Source organism: Pseudomonas sp. 31-12 (assembly GCF_003151075.1).
In the GTDB taxonomy this organism is placed as follows: Bacteria; Pseudomonadota; Gammaproteobacteria; order Pseudomonadales; family Pseudomonadaceae; genus Aquipseudomonas.
This window is the reverse complement of sequence record NZ_CP029482.1, coordinates 2,306,249-2,321,589: the sequence shown is the minus strand read 5'-3', so window position 1 is coordinate 2,321,589 and position 15,341 is coordinate 2,306,249. Positions and strand designations below refer to the sequence as shown.

The 15,341-nt window shown below is 60.3% G+C and carries 12 protein-coding genes; 8 read left to right on the top strand and 4 right to left on the bottom strand.

Features of this window, described 5'->3' with window-relative positions; translation table 11 throughout:
• Nucleotides 1-18 precede the first annotated feature (18 nt).
• Nucleotides 19-1,947 carry a transglycosylase SLT domain-containing protein gene (locus DJ564_RS10775; RefSeq protein ID WP_109628967.1) on the top strand — a complete coding sequence of 643 codons (1,929 nt, stop codon included), beginning with the start codon at nt 19-21 and terminating at the stop codon, nt 1,945-1,947.
• Nucleotides 1,948-2,048: 101 nt separating this feature from the next.
• Here DJ564_RS10775 and DJ564_RS10770 read toward each other — a convergent pair whose 3' ends face one another.
• Nucleotides 2,049-3,827 carry an ABC transporter transmembrane domain-containing protein gene (locus DJ564_RS10770; RefSeq protein WP_109628965.1) on the bottom strand — a complete coding sequence of 593 codons (1,779 nt, stop codon included), beginning with the start codon at nt 3,825-3,827 and terminating at the stop codon, nt 2,049-2,051.
• 257 nt (nt 3,828-4,084) lie between these two features.
• On the opposite strand from DJ564_RS10770, the gene DJ564_RS10765 reads away from it, so the two are divergent.
• Nucleotides 4,085-4,264 carry a PA1571 family protein gene (locus DJ564_RS10765; RefSeq protein WP_109628963.1) on the top strand — a complete coding sequence of 60 codons (180 nt, stop codon included), beginning with the start codon at nt 4,085-4,087 and terminating at the stop codon, nt 4,262-4,264.
• Nucleotides 4,265-4,449: 185 nt separating this feature from the next.
• On the opposite strand, the gene pdxB is transcribed toward DJ564_RS10765, so the two are convergent.
• Nucleotides 4,450-5,592 (bottom strand): 4-phosphoerythronate dehydrogenase PdxB, encoded by a 1,143-nt coding sequence (pdxB, locus tag DJ564_RS10760; RefSeq protein WP_109628961.1) that lies wholly within the window; start codon nt 5,590-5,592, stop codon nt 4,450-4,452.
• A gap of 333 nt (nt 5,593-5,925) precedes the next feature.
• Between pdxB and DJ564_RS10755 the strand changes: the two genes are divergently transcribed.
• On the top strand, nt 5,926-7,335 hold the full coding sequence (locus DJ564_RS10755; RefSeq protein ID WP_109628959.1) for an MATE family efflux transporter: 1,410 nt from the start codon (nt 5,926-5,928) through the stop codon (nt 7,333-7,335).
• On the opposite strand, the gene tusA is transcribed toward DJ564_RS10755, so the two are convergent.
• Complete coding sequence (gene tusA / locus DJ564_RS10750) at nt 7,332-7,583, bottom strand: sulfurtransferase TusA (protein WP_109628957.1); 252 nt, start codon at nt 7,581-7,583, stop codon at nt 7,332-7,334. The genes DJ564_RS10755 and tusA overlap by 4 nt on opposite strands.
• A gap of 210 nt (nt 7,584-7,793) precedes the next feature.
• Nucleotides 7,794-8,867, bottom strand: a complete 1,074-nt coding sequence (gene rlmM, locus DJ564_RS10745) for a 23S rRNA (cytidine(2498)-2'-O)-methyltransferase RlmM (RefSeq protein ID WP_109628955.1) — start codon at nt 8,865-8,867, stop codon at nt 7,794-7,796.
• Between the two features lie 222 nt (nt 8,868-9,089).
• Between rlmM and acnA the strand changes: the two genes are divergently transcribed.
• From acnA to DJ564_RS10725, 5 genes are all read left to right on the top strand, one after another.
• Nucleotides 9,090-11,831 carry an aconitate hydratase AcnA gene (acnA, locus tag DJ564_RS10740; RefSeq protein WP_109628953.1) on the top strand — a complete coding sequence of 914 codons (2,742 nt, stop codon included), beginning with the start codon at nt 9,090-9,092 and terminating at the stop codon, nt 11,829-11,831.
• A 233-nt stretch (nt 11,832-12,064) separates the two neighbouring features.
• Nucleotides 12,065-12,856 carry a CPBP family intramembrane glutamic endopeptidase gene (locus tag DJ564_RS10735; RefSeq protein ID WP_109628951.1) on the top strand — a complete coding sequence of 264 codons (792 nt, stop codon included), beginning with the start codon at nt 12,065-12,067 and terminating at the stop codon, nt 12,854-12,856.
• A 103-nt stretch (nt 12,857-12,959) separates the two neighbouring features.
• Nucleotides 12,960-14,525: a PAS domain-containing methyl-accepting chemotaxis protein gene (locus DJ564_RS10730; RefSeq protein ID WP_109628950.1), complete on the top strand. Its 1,566-nt coding sequence runs from the start codon at nt 12,960-12,962 to the stop codon at nt 14,523-14,525.
• An 8-nt stretch (nt 14,526-14,533) separates the two neighbouring features.
• On the top strand, nt 14,534-14,908 hold the full coding sequence (locus DJ564_RS31960; protein WP_162556144.1) for a hypothetical protein: 375 nt from the start codon (nt 14,534-14,536) through the stop codon (nt 14,906-14,908).
• Nucleotides 14,909-14,914: 6 nt separating this feature from the next.
• Nucleotides 14,915-15,331, top strand: a complete 417-nt coding sequence (locus tag DJ564_RS10725; protein ID WP_109628948.1) for a type II toxin-antitoxin system YafO family toxin — start codon at nt 14,915-14,917, stop codon at nt 15,329-15,331.
• Nucleotides 15,332-15,341 lie beyond the last annotated feature (10 nt).

The following is a 15,341-nucleotide window of genomic DNA, read 5'->3' as shown; positions in this document are numbered from 1 at the left end:
TCTATGCCCGGACGTCTCATGCGCAGTCGCCTCTTCAGTCTTTTATCTTGCTTGCTTCTTTCTGCCGCTGCCGTTCAAACCGCTCAGGCGGTGGACCTGTCCACCCAGCGCCAATATTACGATGAGGCCAAGCGTGCCTTGGCCAAGGGCGATACCGGCCCTTACTTTCGCTACAGTCAGGCCCTCAGCGATTATCCACTGGAGCCGTACCTGGCTTACGACGAGCTGACTGCGCGGCTGAAATCCGCCAGCAATGCCGAAATCGAAAAATTCCTCGCCGAACACGGTGACCTGCCCCAGGCCAACTGGATGAAGTTGCGCTGGTTGCGCTGGCTGGCGGAGCGCGGCGATTGGGCGACCTTCGTCAAGTACTACGACCCCAAGCTCAATTTCACCGAGCTGGATTGCCTGAACGCGCAGTACCAGATCGGTCACAACCAGAAAGCCGAAGGCTACGCCAACGCCAACAAACTCTGGCTGACCGGCAAATCCCAGCCCGCCGCCTGCGACGCGCTGTTCGGGCAATGGGCCGCGGAAGGTCAACTGACCGAACAAAAACGCTGGGAGCGCGTCAAGCTTGCGGCCCAGGCGCGCAACTATCCGCTGGCCAACAGCCTGGTCAACGGCCTGTCTACCCTCGCCCCTCGCGGTCGCTTGCTGGTGGATGTCGCGCAGAAACCTGAACTGCTGAACCAGCCATCGCGCTTCACCCCGGCCGACGAACCGATGTCTGACGTGGTCAGCCTCGGCCTGCGCCGCCTGGCCCGCCAGGACCCCGACAAGGCCATGGACCTGCTCGACGGCTATGCCAGCAGCATGCACTTCTCCCGCGATGAAAAAGTGGCGATCGCCCGTGAAATCGGGCTGACCCTCGCCAAACGTTTCAACCCTCGCGCGCTGGAGATGATGACCAAGTACGACCCGGAACTGCGCGACAACACCGTGTCCGAATGGCGTATGCGCCTGCTGTTGCGTCTGGCCCGCTGGGACGATGCCTATCAGCTGACTCGGCGCTTGCCGCAGGACCTGGCGACCACCAACCGCTGGCGCTACTGGCAGGCCCGCAGCCTGGAACTGGCGCAGCCGCAGAACCCGGAAGCGCAGACGCTGTACAAGAACCTCGCCCGTGAGCGCGATTTCTATGGTTTCCTAGCTGCTGATCGTTCGCAATCATCTTATTCGTTGAACAACAAACCCTTGGTCCTGAGCCAGGCCCTGATCAACAAGGTGCGCAACACGCCAGGCATTCGTCGCGCCCTTGAATTCCACGCACGCGGGCAGATCGTCGATGGTCGTCGCGAGTGGTACCACGTCAGCCGTCACTTCAACCGCGACGAAATGGTCGCCCAGGCGAAACTGGCCTACGACCTGAAATGGTATTTCCCGGCGATCCGCACCATCAGTCAGGCGCAGTATTGGGACGATCTGGACATCCGCTTCCCGATGGCCCACCGCGAAACCCTGGTGCGTGAAGCCAAGGTCCGTGGTCTGCATTCGAGCTGGGTGTTCGCCATCACCCGCCAGGAAAGCGCCTTCATGGACGACGCCCGCTCCGGCGTCGGCGCCAGCGGCCTGATGCAACTGATGCCCGGCACCGCCAAGGAAACCGCGCGCAAGTTCAGCATCCCGCTGGCCTCACCGCAGCAAGTGCTCGACCCGGACAAGAACATCCAGCTCGGCGCCGCGTACCTGAGCCAGGTCCACAGCCAGTTCAACGGCAACCGCGTCCTCGCCTCCGCAGCCTACAACGCCGGCCCCGGCCGTGTGCGTCAGTGGCTGCGCGGTGCAGATCACCTGAGCTTCGACGTGTGGGTGGAAAGCATCCCGTTCGACGAAACCCGCCAGTATGTACAGAACGTGCTGTCGTACTCGGTGATCTACGGCCAGAAACTCAACTCGCCACAGCCGCTGGTGGATTGGCATGAGCGGTACTTTGACGATCAGTGATAGTGATTTGAACTGGAAATAAAAATGCCCGCATCGATTGATGCGGGCATTTTTGTTAAGACAAGATCAAAAGATCGCAGCCTCGTTTCACTCGACAGTTCCTACAGTTCAAGTCCGAGTTCAGCCTTCCCATCACTAAACTGCAACGCCGCCAACCGTGCATACAACGCATTACTCGCAATCAACTCCTGATGCGTCCCTACCGCCACCAGTTTCCCCTGGTCCATCACCGCAATCCGGTCGGCGTTTTTCACCGTGGCCAAGCGGTGGGCGATGACCAGGGTGGTGCGGTTCTTCATCAAGCTTGGCAGGGCTTGCTGGATCAGGTGTTCGCTCTGCGCATCGAGGGCGCTGGTGGCTTCATCGAGCAACAGGATCGGCGCGTCCACCAGCAGCGCCCGTGCAATAGCCAGGCGTTGGCGCTGGCCGCCGGACAACCCGAGGCCGCCGTCACCCAGGTGAGTCTGGTAGCCGTTGGGCATTTGCTCGATGAAGTCGTGTGCGTAGGCGATTTTTGCCGCTTCTTGAACCTGGGCCAGGGTCGCCGACGGGTTGCCGTAGCGGATGTTTTCTTCAATGCTGCCGAAGAACAGCGCCGGATTTTGCGAGACCAGGGCGAAGCAGCGGCGCAGGTCGAGCGGATCGAGCTGGGTCAGCGGCACGTCATCGAGCAGGATCTGGCCCGAGGCAGGATCGTAAAAACGCAGCAACAGGTCATACACGGTGGACTTGCCGGCTCCGGACGGACCGACCAGGGCGAGGGTTTCGCCCGCATTTATAGTCAGACTCAAGCCATCGACGGCGTAACTTTCTGGACGTGACGGGTAGGAAAAGCGCACGTCGTGCAGTACCAGATTGCCCTTCACCCGGTCAGGCAATGTCACCAGGCCTGTGGTGGGCGGCTGGATAATGTTTTCCGAGCGCAGCAATTCGGCAATCCGCTCGGCTGCGCCCGCAGCGCGCTGCAACTCGCCGATCACTTCGCTCAACGTGCCGAAGGCACTGCCGACGATCAGGCTGTAGAAGACGAAGGCCGCCAGTTCACCTGCCGAGATCCGCCCGGCGATCACGTCCATGCCACCGACCCACAACATCACGCCAACGGCGCCCAGCACCAGCACGATCACCAGCGTAATCAGCCAGGCCCGTTGAAATATGCGTTTGCGCGCGGTATTGAAGGCCTCTTCCACCGTCACGGCAAAGCGCTGCTCGTCCTGGATCTGGTGGTTGTAGGCCTGCACAGTTTTGATCTGGCCGAGGGTTTCGGAGACGTAGCTGCCGATGTCGGCAATCCGGTCCTGACTCAGGCGCGACAGACTGCGGACCCGACGGCCGAAAATCAGGATCGGCGCGATCACCAGGGGCAACGCCACGACCACGATGCTGGTGAGTTTGGGATTGGTGATAAACAGCAGGATGATCCCGCCGATCACCATCAGCAAATTTCGCAGGAACAGCGACAACGAAGAGCCGATCACCGATTGCAGCAACGTAGTATCGGCGGTCAGCCGTGACTGGATCTCGGAGCTGCGATTGTCGTCATAGAAACCGGGGTGCAGATAAACCAGGTGGTTGAACACTTGCTTGCGGATGTCCGCGACCACGCGCTCACCAATCCACGACACCAGATAGAAGCGCGCAAACGTGCCGATCGCCAGCCCGACCACCAGCACCATGAACAAGCCAATCGTCTGGTTGAGCAGATGCGCCGACTGGGTCATGAAGCCCTGATCCACCAGCAAACGAATGCCCTGCCCCATCGACAAGGTGATGCCGGCTGTGATGATCAGGGCGAGCAAGGCGCCGAAGGCCGGCCAGCGATAAGGTGCAAGAAAACGGCTGGTCAGGCGGATCGCGCGGCGGTGACGGGCAGAGAGCATCGGGTTATCCAGTAAGCAAGTGATGGGGCCAGCCTATACCGCTTAAGTGGGGTGGAACTCTGTAAATCACAATGAGTCAGGTTAATTATGACCACAACGACTAGCACCTAGACGCTATTGGTCTAAAGTCCGGGTGGCAACACTGCGGTATTTCTGGTGGACTGATATTGCCGCCCTGGAAAGATCGCAGGGAGTTGTCACAGCCCGGTCACCTGGCGGTTTTAAAGTGGGTACACAACCTGATGAGGAGACAGGCCATGTCCTTGCAAAACAGCAGCGATGACAAGATTCAAGTGATCCGCACACAGCCAGACCAGTCTCTGGGTTGCTCAATTATTGATAAGGATGGGCGCGAAGTACCGATCACTGAAGACATGATCCAGCAAGCCTGCAGCGAACTGGAAAAGCGATTGGTCAAGCCTGCCGAACAAAAGTGATATAGCCACCGTCTTCTTGACCCGGCCCTGATGGCCGGGTTTTTTATGGGTGCTTATCCGGGACTTGCGGTGCGGCTATTCGCGGGCAAGCCACGCTCCTACAGGATTTGGGTTGTTCGCAAAACAGGTGGACGACCCAAAACCTGTGGGAGCGTGGCTTGCCCACGATGGGGTCAACTCGATCTTCAGACAGCCGTTGCACCCAATGCCGCCACAATTTTCAGCAACTCAGGCGAATTCCCTTCAATCCGCACCGTCAACCCATCAATCTCGCGCCGCTGCGGGTAATGCTTGCGCAACGCATCAAACGCCGCACGCTGCTCGCTCACATTGCCTACAAGGCTACGACGGAAATCCGCATCGTCACGGCGCGGGTCGTACACGCCGCGGCACAGCATCGCCAGCGCCCAGGCCGGATCGCTCTCAGCGTGCAGGGTCACGTGCGACAACCACGGCGCCGGAAGTAGATCGCTCAAGCTGACCTCGGCCGGCTGCCCGATAAATTCGCAATACGCCTGATAAATCTGCGCCGTTCCTCGTTGCTTGCCATCGAGGCTGTAGCCGGCAATGTGCGGTGTCGCCAGCACGCAGAGGTCGGCCAGCGCCACATCGACTTCAGGCTCGCCTTCCCACACGTCGAGCACCGCTTGCAGGTCTTCGCGCTGCAACAAAACCTGGCGCAGGGCAGCGTTGTCCACCACCGGGCCACGACTGGCGTTGATCAGCCAGGTGCCGGGCTTGAGTTGATTCAGACGGTTTTTATCGAACAGGTGCCAGGTTGACTGGGAACCGTGTTTCTTCAAAGGGGTGTGCAGGCTGATGACATCGCATTGCTCGATGATCTGTTCGAGGCTGACGTAATCGCCCCCTTCAGCGGCTTGCCGTGGCGGATCACACACCAGCACGTTCCAGCCCAGACCTTGCAGGACCTTGACCAGGCGACCGCCGACTTCACCGGCACCGACCACGCCGTAAGTGCGCCGAGTCAGGTCGGTGCCTTCGATTTCGGCCAGGGTCAGCAGACTGCCGAGCACATAGTCGACCACGCCCCGGGCGTTGCAACCGGGTGCGCTGGACCAGGTAATGCCGGCCTGCTGGAAGTAATCCAGTTCCAGATGATCCGTGCCGATGGTGCAGGTGCCGACAAAGCGCACCTTGCTGCCCTCGAGCAACGCGCGATTTACGTTGGTCACGGAACGCACCAGCAGCACATCCGCCTGCTCGACGGTGGCGCGGTCGATGGAACGTCCCGGCACCCGGCGGATTTCGCCGAAACCTTCGAAGAAGGCCTCGAGCAGCGGAATATTTTCGTCGGCAACAATCAGCATGGCAGGCTCCTTTGGCGGGCTGGCAGTGTAGGCGTAGATGACTGCAGTGGGCCAGCGGGCATTAAGGATCACCACGGTCCTGTGGCGAGGGAGCTTGCTCCCGCTGGACTGCGCAGCAGTCCCAAAACCTTTGCAGGCGGTGTATCAGTTGAAATCAGGTCGCTTGAATGGGGGGCCGCTGCGCGACCCAGCGGGAGCAAGCTCCCTCGCCACAGGGAATGTCGCAACGTTCGAAAGGTGATTACAAATAGCTAACACAGGACTTTTCCTGACCACTGCGTCAAGGCGTAGAATGCGCCGCCTCGTGCATCAAAATCTTTGGACGTTTCGCCCTTGAATTCCGTAACTGATCACCCCGCCGCTACTTCCCTCACCCGCCCTGCCCGGGTTCGCCTGGAGCTGAAAAACCTGCTCGCCCTGGCGTTGCCGATCATGGTCGCGCAGCTGGCGACCACCGCCATGGGCTTCGTCGATGCGGTGATGGCGGGCCGGGTCGGCCCGCGTGATCTGGCGGCCGTGGCGCTCGGCAACTCGATCTGGGTGCCGGTGTTCCTGTTGATGACCGGCACTTTGCTCGCCACTACTCCGAAAGTCGCCCAGCGTTTCGGCGCGGGAACCCATAGCGAGATCGGCCCGATTGTACGTCAGGCGTTATGGCTGGCCCTGGTGGTGGGTTTGATGGCGACCGGCATGCTGCTCAGCGCCGAGCCGATTCTGCACTTGATGAAGGTTGATCCCGAGCTGATCGGCCCGTGCATGCAATACCTGCACGGCATCGCCAGCGGTCTGCCCGCCGTCGCCTTCTACCATGTGTTGCGCTGCTTCAGTGACGGCCTGGGCCGGACGCGTCCGGCGATGGTCCTCGGCTTGTGCGGATTGGCGCTGAACATTCCTCTTAACTACATCTTCATCTATGGCCACTTCGGAGTGCCGGCCATGGGCGGCGTCGGTTGCGGCTGGGCCACGGCGATTGTGATGTGGGTGATGGCGCTGGGCATGGCCGGCTGGGAGCGCTGGGCACCGGCCTATCAGTCGAGTCAGTTGTTCAGCCGTTTCGACTGGCCGCAATGGTCGGTGATCAAACGCCTGCTGGGCATCGGCCTGCCGATCGGCATCGCAGTGTTCGCCGAGTCGAGCATCTTTGCGGTGATCGCCCTGCTGATCGGCAGCCTCGGCGCCACCGTGGTTGCAGGCCATCAAATCGCCCTGAACTTCAGCTCGCTGGTGTTCATGATCCCCTACTCCCTCGGCATGGCCGTGACCGTGCGGGTCGGCCAGGCGCTCGGTCGTCAGGAGCCGCGTGAAGCGCGCTTTGCCGCCGGCGTCGGCATGGGCACGGCGCTGGCTTATGCGTGTATTTCGGCGAGCATGATGCTGTTGCTGCGCGAACACATTGCAACGATCTACACCGCCGATCCGACGGTGATTCGTGTGGCGGCGATGTTGATTGTGTATTCGGCGCTGTTCCAGTTTTCCGATGCGATCCAGGTCACAGCTGCCGGCGCACTGCGTGGTTATCAGGACACTCGGGTGACGATGATCCTGACCCTGTTCGCCTACTGGGGGATTGGCTTGCCGGTGGGCTACGCCCTGGGCCTGACCGACTGGTTCGGCACGCCGAGCGGCCCGAGCGGGCTGTGGCAGGGTTTGATCGTGGGCTTGAGTTGCGCGGCGCTGATGCTGTCGATCCGCCTGACGCGCAGCGCACGCAAGCGGATCCGCATCAGTCATTCGGCGGGTTAAGCGAGTTTCTTGCGGATCCAGTAGAGGTAGGTGCCTGCCTCTTCGTGCCATGCGACCAGTTCATGGTCGAGAAACACGCAGAACTTGGGAATGTCGCGACGGGTCGACGGATCGGTCGCGATTACCTTGAGCAGGCCGCCGGGTGCCAGGTCACGGATGTGCTGGTGCAGCATCATCACCGGTTCCGGGCAGTTGAGGCCGGTGGCGTCGAGGGTGCCGTCTACCGGCGTATCAAGCATTTCACTCATGATTCACTCCTGAAACTGGCCGGCATTGTCGCGCAAAGCCGGGTGCCTTAACAAATCGTACTGACTGTAACTGTGGCGAGGGAGCTTGCTCCCGCTGGGTCGCGAAGCGGCCCAAATTCTGGCTATGCGGTCTATCAGAAGATTTCGGTGCCTGATTTTAGGGCTGCTGCGCAGCCCAGCGGGAGCAAGCTCCCTCGCCACAAAAGCCTTTCAGCGGGACTTGGGTTTCTTCACGTCAAGCCGGCGCAAATGGCACGTCACCTCTTCACGGTCGTGATACAGCTGCTTGCAGCCGATCTCGACCCGAATCCCGCGCTCCTTGAACCCCTCGGCAATCCGTTCCAGCAAGCGTTTCACCTCGGCGTAACGCTGCTTCATCGGCAGTTTCAGGTTGACCACCGCTTCGCGGCAATGCCCCTCGCCAATCCATTCTTCCAGCATCGCGGCGTTGCGCGCTGGCTTCTCGACGATGTCGCAGACCATCCAGTCCACCGGTTGCTTGGGCTTGAAGGTGAAACCGTCCGCCATCAAGTGTTGCACCAGACCGGTGTCCATCAAACTTTCAGCCATCGGGCCGTTGTCGATCGCAGTCACCAGCATGCCACGGTTGACCAACTGCCAGGTCCAGCCGCCGGGGGCGGCACCGAGGTCGACGCCGGTCATATCGCTGTGCAAACGCTCATCCCACTGATCGCGAGGGATGAAATGGTGCCAGGCCTCTTCCAGCTTCAGCGTCGAACGGCTCGGCGCTTCACGGGGAAACTTCAGGCGCGGAATGCCCATCGGCCACATCGCCGAGTTGTTGGATTCGGCCAGGCCCATGAACACTTCGCGACCGCTCTTGAAGGTCAGCAGCAGACGCGGCTTCTGCGCGTCTTCGACCAACTTGCCGGCCGCCATCAGCGCCTTGCGCAGGTGGCCTTCGAACTTTTTGCAGAAGTTCGACAGTTCCTTGCCATCGTTGGTGTCGACCATTTCCAGCCACAGGCTGCCGCACAGCGGGAAGTCGGCCATGTGCGCGAGGATCACGCTGATGCGGTCGGTTTCCGGCAGATCGATGAAGATCCCGCGCGCCCACTGGCGCGGAAAGATCAGCTCGGCAAAACGCTGACCGCGCATCAGGCGCTCAGCGCCGTCTTCTTCGGTGCAAATGAATTCGGCGCAGGCGCTGGCGGTCTTGGCCTTGGCATAACCCGCCACGTTCAGCCGTGCGGCGTGTTCGGAAATCTCGGAACAGACTTCGCCTTCGAAGCCCGGCCGGCAGTGCATAAAGAGGGTGTTCATTCTTACTCCTGGGCAGTTGGCGAAGAATTCAGCCACTGCGCGATGCCCAGGCTTGCGTTGAAGCAAAGCCTGTCACGAAAACCGGCGCATGATAGCCGAGTTCGGAACCTCGGACTTGTCGATAGAGTCCAGTTATTAGCCAGCTACTTAAAACAGGGCTAGTTTTAATGCTCTGTCCGTCCCCTCAGTCCGTAGCCGTGCGGACTCAAAGGAGTGATCGCAATGCCGTCCCTCGATAGCCTGAAAACCCTTAAAACCTTACAAGTCGACGACAAGACCTATCACTATTTCAGCTTGCCGGATGCCGCCAAAAGCTTGGGCGATCTCGACAAACTGCCCATGTCGTTGAAAGTGCTGCTGGAAAACCTGCTGCGCTGGGAAGATGAAAAAACTGTCACCGGCGCCGACCTCCGGGCGATTGCCGCCTGGCTCAAGGAGCGGCGCTCCGACCGCGAAATCCAGTACCGCCCTGCCCGCGTCTTGATGCAAGACTTCACCGGCGTGCCTGCCGTGGTCGACCTGGCGGCCATGCGCGCCGCCATGGCCAAGGCCGGAGGCGACCCACAGCGCATCAATCCGCTGTCCCCCGTGGATTTGGTGATCGACCACTCGGTGATGGTCGACAAGTTCGGCAGTTCCAGCGCCTTCGAACAGAACGTCGACATCGAAATGCAGCGCAACGGTGAGCGTTACGCGTTCCTGCGCTGGGGCCAGAGCGCCTTCGACAACTTCAGCGTGGTGCCGCCGGGCACTGGCATTTGCCACCAGGTCAATCTGGAATACCTCGGCCGCACGGTCTGGACCAAGGACGAGGACGGCCGCACCTACGCCTTCCCCGACACCCTGGTCGGCACCGATTCCCACACCACCATGATCAACGGCCTCGGCGTACTTGGCTGGGGCGTCGGCGGGATCGAAGCGGAAGCGGCGATGCTCGGCCAGCCGGTGTCGATGCTGATTCCGGAAGTGATCGGTTTCAAACTCACCGGCAAGCTCAAGGAAGGCATCACCGCCACCGACCTGGTGCTGACCGTCACGCAGATGCTGCGCAAGAAAGGCGTGGTCGGCAAATTCGTCGAGTTCTACGGCGATGGCCTCGCCGATCTGCCGCTGGCCGACCGCGCGACCATCGCCAACATGGCCCCCGAATACGGCGCCACCTGCGGCTTCTTCCCGGTGGACGACATCACGCTGGAGTACCTGCGCCTGTCCGGTCGCCCGCTTGAAACCGTGAAACTGGTCGAGGCCTACAGTAAAGCCCAGGGCCTGTGGCGCCTGCCGGGCCAGGAACCGGTGTTCACCGACACCCTGGCGCTGGACATGGCCAGCGTCGAAGCCAGCCTGGCCGGGCCGAAACGCCCACAGGACCGGGTTTCGCTGCCGAATGTCGCGCAAGCGTTCAGTGACTTCATCGACCTGCAATTCAAACCCACCAGCAAGGAAGTCGGTCGCCTTGAAAGTGAAGGCGGTGGTGGCGTGGCGGTGGGCAATGCCGATCTGACGGGCGAAGCCGATTATGAATACGACGGTCAGACCTATCGGTTGAAAAACGGCGCGGTGGTGATCGCCGCGATCACCTCTTGCACCAACACCTCCAACCCGAGCGTGATGATGGCCGCTGGTCTTGTGGCGAAAAAAGCGGTGGAGAAAGGCCTCACGCGCAAACCGTGGGTCAAGAGTTCGCTGGCCCCGGGTTCGAAAGTGGTCACCGACTACTACAAGGCTGCCGGCCTGACGCAATACCTGGATGAACTGGGTTTTGACTTGGTCGGCTACGGCTGCACCACCTGCATCGGCAATTCCGGCCCCTTGCCGGAGCCGATCGAAAAAGCCATCCAGGCCGCCGACCTGACCGTCGCCTCGGTGCTGTCGGGCAACCGTAACTTTGAAGGTCGCGTGCATCCACTGGTGAAAACCAACTGGCTGGCGTCCCCACCACTGGTCGTGGCCTATGCGCTGGCCGGTACGGTGCGCACCGACATTAGCAGCGAGCCATTGGGCAACGACAAGGACGGCAATCCGGTTTACCTGCGGGACATCTGGCCGAGCACCCAAGAGATTGCCGACGCCGTGAGTCAGGTCAACACCGCCATGTTCCACAAGGAATACGCCGAAGTGTTTGCCGGCGACGAGCAATGGCAAGCGATTGAAGTGCCGCAGGCGGCGACCTATGTGTGGCAGGACGATTCGACTTACATCCAGCATCCACCGTTCTTCGATGACATCGGCGGGCCACCGCCGGTGGTCAAGGACGTCGCCGGGGCCAGGGTCCTTGCGCTGCTCGGCGATTCGGTGACCACCGACCACATCTCCCCCGCCGGCAACATCAAGGCCGACAGCCCGGCCGGTCATTACCTGCGCGAGAAAGGCGTGGAGCCGCGGGACTTCAACTCTTACGGTTCCCGTCGCGGCAACCACGAAGTGATGATGCGCGGCACCTTCGCCAATATTCGCATCCGCAACGAGATGCTCGGCGGCGAAGAAGGCGGCAACACGATCTACATCCCGACCGGGGAAAGGATGCCGATCTACGACGCGGCCATGCGTTATCAAGCGTCGGGCACGCCGCTGGTGGTGATCGCAGGGCAAGAATACGGCACCGGCTCAAGCCGCGACTGGGCGGCCAAGGGCACCAATCTGTTGGGTGTAAAAGCGGTCATCGCTGAAAGCTTCGAGCGGATTCACCGTTCCAACCTGGTGGGCATGGGTGTGCTGCCGTTGCAGTTCAAACTGGATCAGAACCGCAAGAGCCTCAACCTCACCGGCAAAGAAACGCTGGATATCCTCGGTTTGACCGGCGTCGAGTTGACGCCGCGGATGAACCTGACACTGATCATTACCCGCGAAGACGGCAGCCGCGAGAAAATCGAGGTGTTGTGCCGGATCGATACGCTCAATGAAGTGGAATACTTCAAGTCAGGGGGGATTTTGCATTACGTGTTGCGGCAGCTGATTGCGTCGTAACCGCCTGCTGACACAGACACCGCCTTCGGGCGGTGTTTTTGTTTGAGTCGCCTACGCCTCTATAATCCTGCACCCAACGTGCAGACAACACTGATCTAAATGTGGGAGCGGGCTTGCTCACGAAAGCGGATTAGCTGTCGACGATGATGGTGAATGTCATGGCCTCTTCGCGAGCAAGCCCGCTCCCACATGGACCGAGCCAACCCGCAACACTTCGGACACAAGGACTTAAAATGCTCGCCCTGCCATGGACTTACCTGGCCCTTCTCTCCCTCGGCTACACCCTCGCCCTGACCTACGGCCAAATCGGCTGGCTGGCCGGTATCTCCGTCGCGTTGCTGCTGGTCGCCGGTTTCGCTGTCCGCCAGCAAAAGATTCCCGTTGCACGCTACCTCGGTCATGGCGTGTTCATCATCCTCGCCGTGGCGCTGGCGATGCACTGGCTGCCCGGCTTCTACAACGGTCGCGGCATCGCCCCGCAACGCTTCACCGTCGATGCCGTGCCGTTTTCCATGTACCTGAATCAGGACAAACCCCTGATCGGCTTCTGGCTGTTGCTGGTGTGCCCATGGATTGTCGGCCGGCGCTCACTGCATCTTTCCCTCTATGCCACCGCATTGGCGCTCACGTTAAGCGCCGTGCTGGCATTGGGCGGTGCGCTCTTGCTGGGGATGATCAGTTGGGCGCCGAAGTGGCCGGATCAAGCCGGGTTGTGGGTGCTGAACAATTTGCTGCTGGTAACGCTGGTGGAGGAAGCGTTGTTTCGCGGTTACGTCCAGGGCGGGCTGAGCCGGCACTTCAAGCACCTGCCCCACGGTGAAAACCTGGCGTTGCTGCTCGCCTCGCTGTTATTCGGCCTGGTGCATGTGGGGGCGGGTTGGCATTGGGTGCTACTGGCGGGCCTGGCAGGTGTCGGCTATGGTCTAGCCTACCGTTTTGGCGGTTTGGGGGCGGCCATCGCCACCCATTTCGGCTTGAACCTGCTGCATTTCGCCCTGTTCACCTACCCGATGCTCGCCGGCTGAGGCAATGGCCGTTTTGCGACGCGCCGCTGATTACTGAAAAATAATTTCAATAAATTCCTGACGGCGCCGACAACCTCTCAAAGCCTTGCGGATTGAAAAAGCCATGCGTAACAACCAGCCCACCACACAACGCGAACGGACCTTCCCGGCTCAGCAACGGTTGATTTCCACCACCGATGCCAAGGGCGTGATCACCTACTGCAACGACGCCTTCGTCGAAATCAGCGGGTTTTCTCGTGAGGAGCTGATCCGTGCGCCGCATAACCTGGTCCGTCACCCCGACGTCCCGGCCGCGGTGTTCGCACACATGTGGGGCACACTGAAACAAGGCTTGCCATGGATGGGCATTGTCAAGAATCGCTGCAAGACCGGTGACCACTACTGGGTTAACGCCTATGTCACGCCGGTGTTCGAAGGCAATCAGGTGGTCGGCTACGAGTCGGTGCGGGTCAAACCCACCGCCGAGCAGATCCGCCGTGCCGAAACGCTCTACCAACGCATCAACCAGGGCAAGTCGGCCATTCCTTCGACAGACAAATGGTTGCCGGTGCTTCAGGACTGGCTGCCGTTCATTCTGGTCAGCCAACTGAGCTTCATGATCGGTGCGTCGCTCAACTCCCAGTGGGGCTTCGCCCTCGCCGCCGGCCTTTCGGTGCCGTTGGGCCTGTTGGGCTTGAGCTGGCAACAGCGTGGTCTCAAGCGCTTGCTGCTCTTGGCCGAGCAGACCACCTCCGACCCGCTGATTGCGCAGATGTACACTGACAGCCGTGGCGCCCAGGCACGGTTGGAGATGTCGATCCTCAGCCAGGAAGCGCGTCTGAAAACCTGCCTGACCCGCTTGCAGGACACTGCCGAGCATTTGAGCGACCAGGCAAAACAGTCCGACACCCTGGCTCACAGCAGCTCCACTGGCCTGGAACGTCAACGCGTCGAAACCGAGCAAGTGGCCACCGCCGTCAATCAGATGGCCGCCACCACGCAGGAAGTCGCCAGCCACGTACAGCGCACCGCCGACGCGACTCAGGAAGCCAATCGCCTGACCGGTCGCGGCCGCGACATCGCCGGGGAAACCCGCGAAGCCATCCAGCGCCTGTCGGTGGTGGTCGGTGAAACCGGCGCGACCGTGACCCAACTGGCCAAGGACAGCGACGAAATCGGCGGTGTGGTCGACGTGATCAAAGGCATCGCCGACCAGACCAACCTGCTGGCGCTGAATGCGGCTATTGAAGCAGCCCGTGCCGGCGAGATGGGCCGTGGTTTTGCGGTGGTGGCTGACGAAGTCCGTCAACTGGCGCAGCGCACCAGCGAATCTACCGGGCAGATTCACGCCCTGATCGCCAAGCTGCAGCAAACCGCCAGCACCGCGGTGCAAACCATGGAAGCCGGGCATCGCCAGGCGGAAGAAGGCGTGGCGCGGGTACTGGAAGCGGATCAGGCGCTGGTGGGGATCAGCGAAGCGGTAGCCAACATCACCGACATGACCACCCAGATTGCTGCGGCGACTGAAGAGCAAAGTGCGGTGGCTGAAGAGATCAGCCGTAACATCAGCAACATCTCGCACCTGGCGGATCAGACGTCGGAACAGGCGCAGCACTCGGCATTGTTAAGTGAAGAGCTGACGAAGACGGCGAATACACAGTATTCGTTGGTGGAGCGGTTCAATCGCTGATTGGCTTGGTGAAGTCAGAAAACCCGGATGGCGAGAGCTTCCGGGTTTTTTATTATCGGTTTAAAAGCTCAAATGCCAAAAGCCCACCATCGCAGGCTACACAACTTTGCGCCACTGCCTACAGCCGCACCGGAATCCGCCGACTTGTCCGCCTCAAGGCCGGACTCTATTGTTTGCTGGCAAAAACTCAATCACTTAAGCTGGTCAGCATGAATACATTTCCTTCGGAGCCTCCGATGGCCACCACCAGAAAGATTGGCAAACCCGACAAAAAGCTCGTTCGCGATGAACTGACTTTTCTTGATGTCCGGCAGGCCGCGCGTGATGGGCAGAAAGCGTTCGATAAATTTGTGATCACTGGCAAGCTACCTATTACAAAGTAGCATTGGATGCCAGCCGTCAAAATTTCTGCGCTTTTTGAACAGATCCACAACTGGCAGAACTTCGCCGCACACTTCTACAACTACAAAGTGTGCGATGAACTGCCAGCCATTTTCGGGCGAGACGAACGACTCGACCTGATTGATATGCACCACATCCATTTGGCCAGCACTCAGGAAACTCAAGCACGTTGGGCAAAAATCGACCGTCAATATTATCGAACGGTTCTGCTTGACGACCCCGGCAATGACTTCTGGCTGATCTATGCCTATGACGCCTTCCGGGATGAGTATCTTTTGCTGACGATCACCGGCCCGGATGCACATAACCGCAGAGAATGGGGTTCATTTCTGCGAACGGTGCATTGTGAAATTGTCGAACCTTGGGTAGTTGGCAAGATTCACTATCCAGATCTGGATGATTAGTCGCCGGGGG

Excerpts from the sequence above, each read along its gene's own strand:
- DJ564_RS10775 (WP_109628967.1), top strand. The coding sequence starts at position 19 with ATGCGCAGTCGCCTCTTCAGTCTTTTATCTTGCTTGCTTCTTTCTGCC.
- DJ564_RS10770 (WP_109628965.1), bottom strand. The coding sequence starts at position 3,827 with ATGCTCTCTGCCCGTCACCGCCGCGCGATCCGCCTGACCAGCCGTTTT.
- DJ564_RS10765 (WP_109628963.1), top strand. The coding sequence starts at position 4,085 with ATGTCCTTGCAAAACAGCAGCGATGACAAGATTCAAGTGATCCGCACA.
- pdxB (WP_109628961.1), bottom strand. The coding sequence starts at position 5,592 with ATGCTGATTGTTGCCGACGAAAATATTCCGCTGCTCGAGGCCTTCTTC.
- tusA (WP_109628957.1), bottom strand. The coding sequence starts at position 7,583 with ATGAGTGAAATGCTTGATACGCCGGTAGACGGCACCCTCGACGCCACC.
- rlmM (WP_109628955.1), bottom strand. The coding sequence starts at position 8,867 with ATGAACACCCTCTTTATGCACTGCCGGCCGGGCTTCGAAGGCGAAGTC.
- acnA (WP_109628953.1), top strand. The coding sequence starts at position 9,090 with ATGCCGTCCCTCGATAGCCTGAAAACCCTTAAAACCTTACAAGTCGAC.
- DJ564_RS10735 (WP_109628951.1), top strand. The coding sequence starts at position 12,065 with ATGCTCGCCCTGCCATGGACTTACCTGGCCCTTCTCTCCCTCGGCTAC.
- DJ564_RS10730 (WP_109628950.1), top strand. The coding sequence starts at position 12,960 with ATGCGTAACAACCAGCCCACCACACAACGCGAACGGACCTTCCCGGCT.
- DJ564_RS10725 (WP_109628948.1), top strand. The coding sequence starts at position 14,915 with ATGCCAGCCGTCAAAATTTCTGCGCTTTTTGAACAGATCCACAACTGG.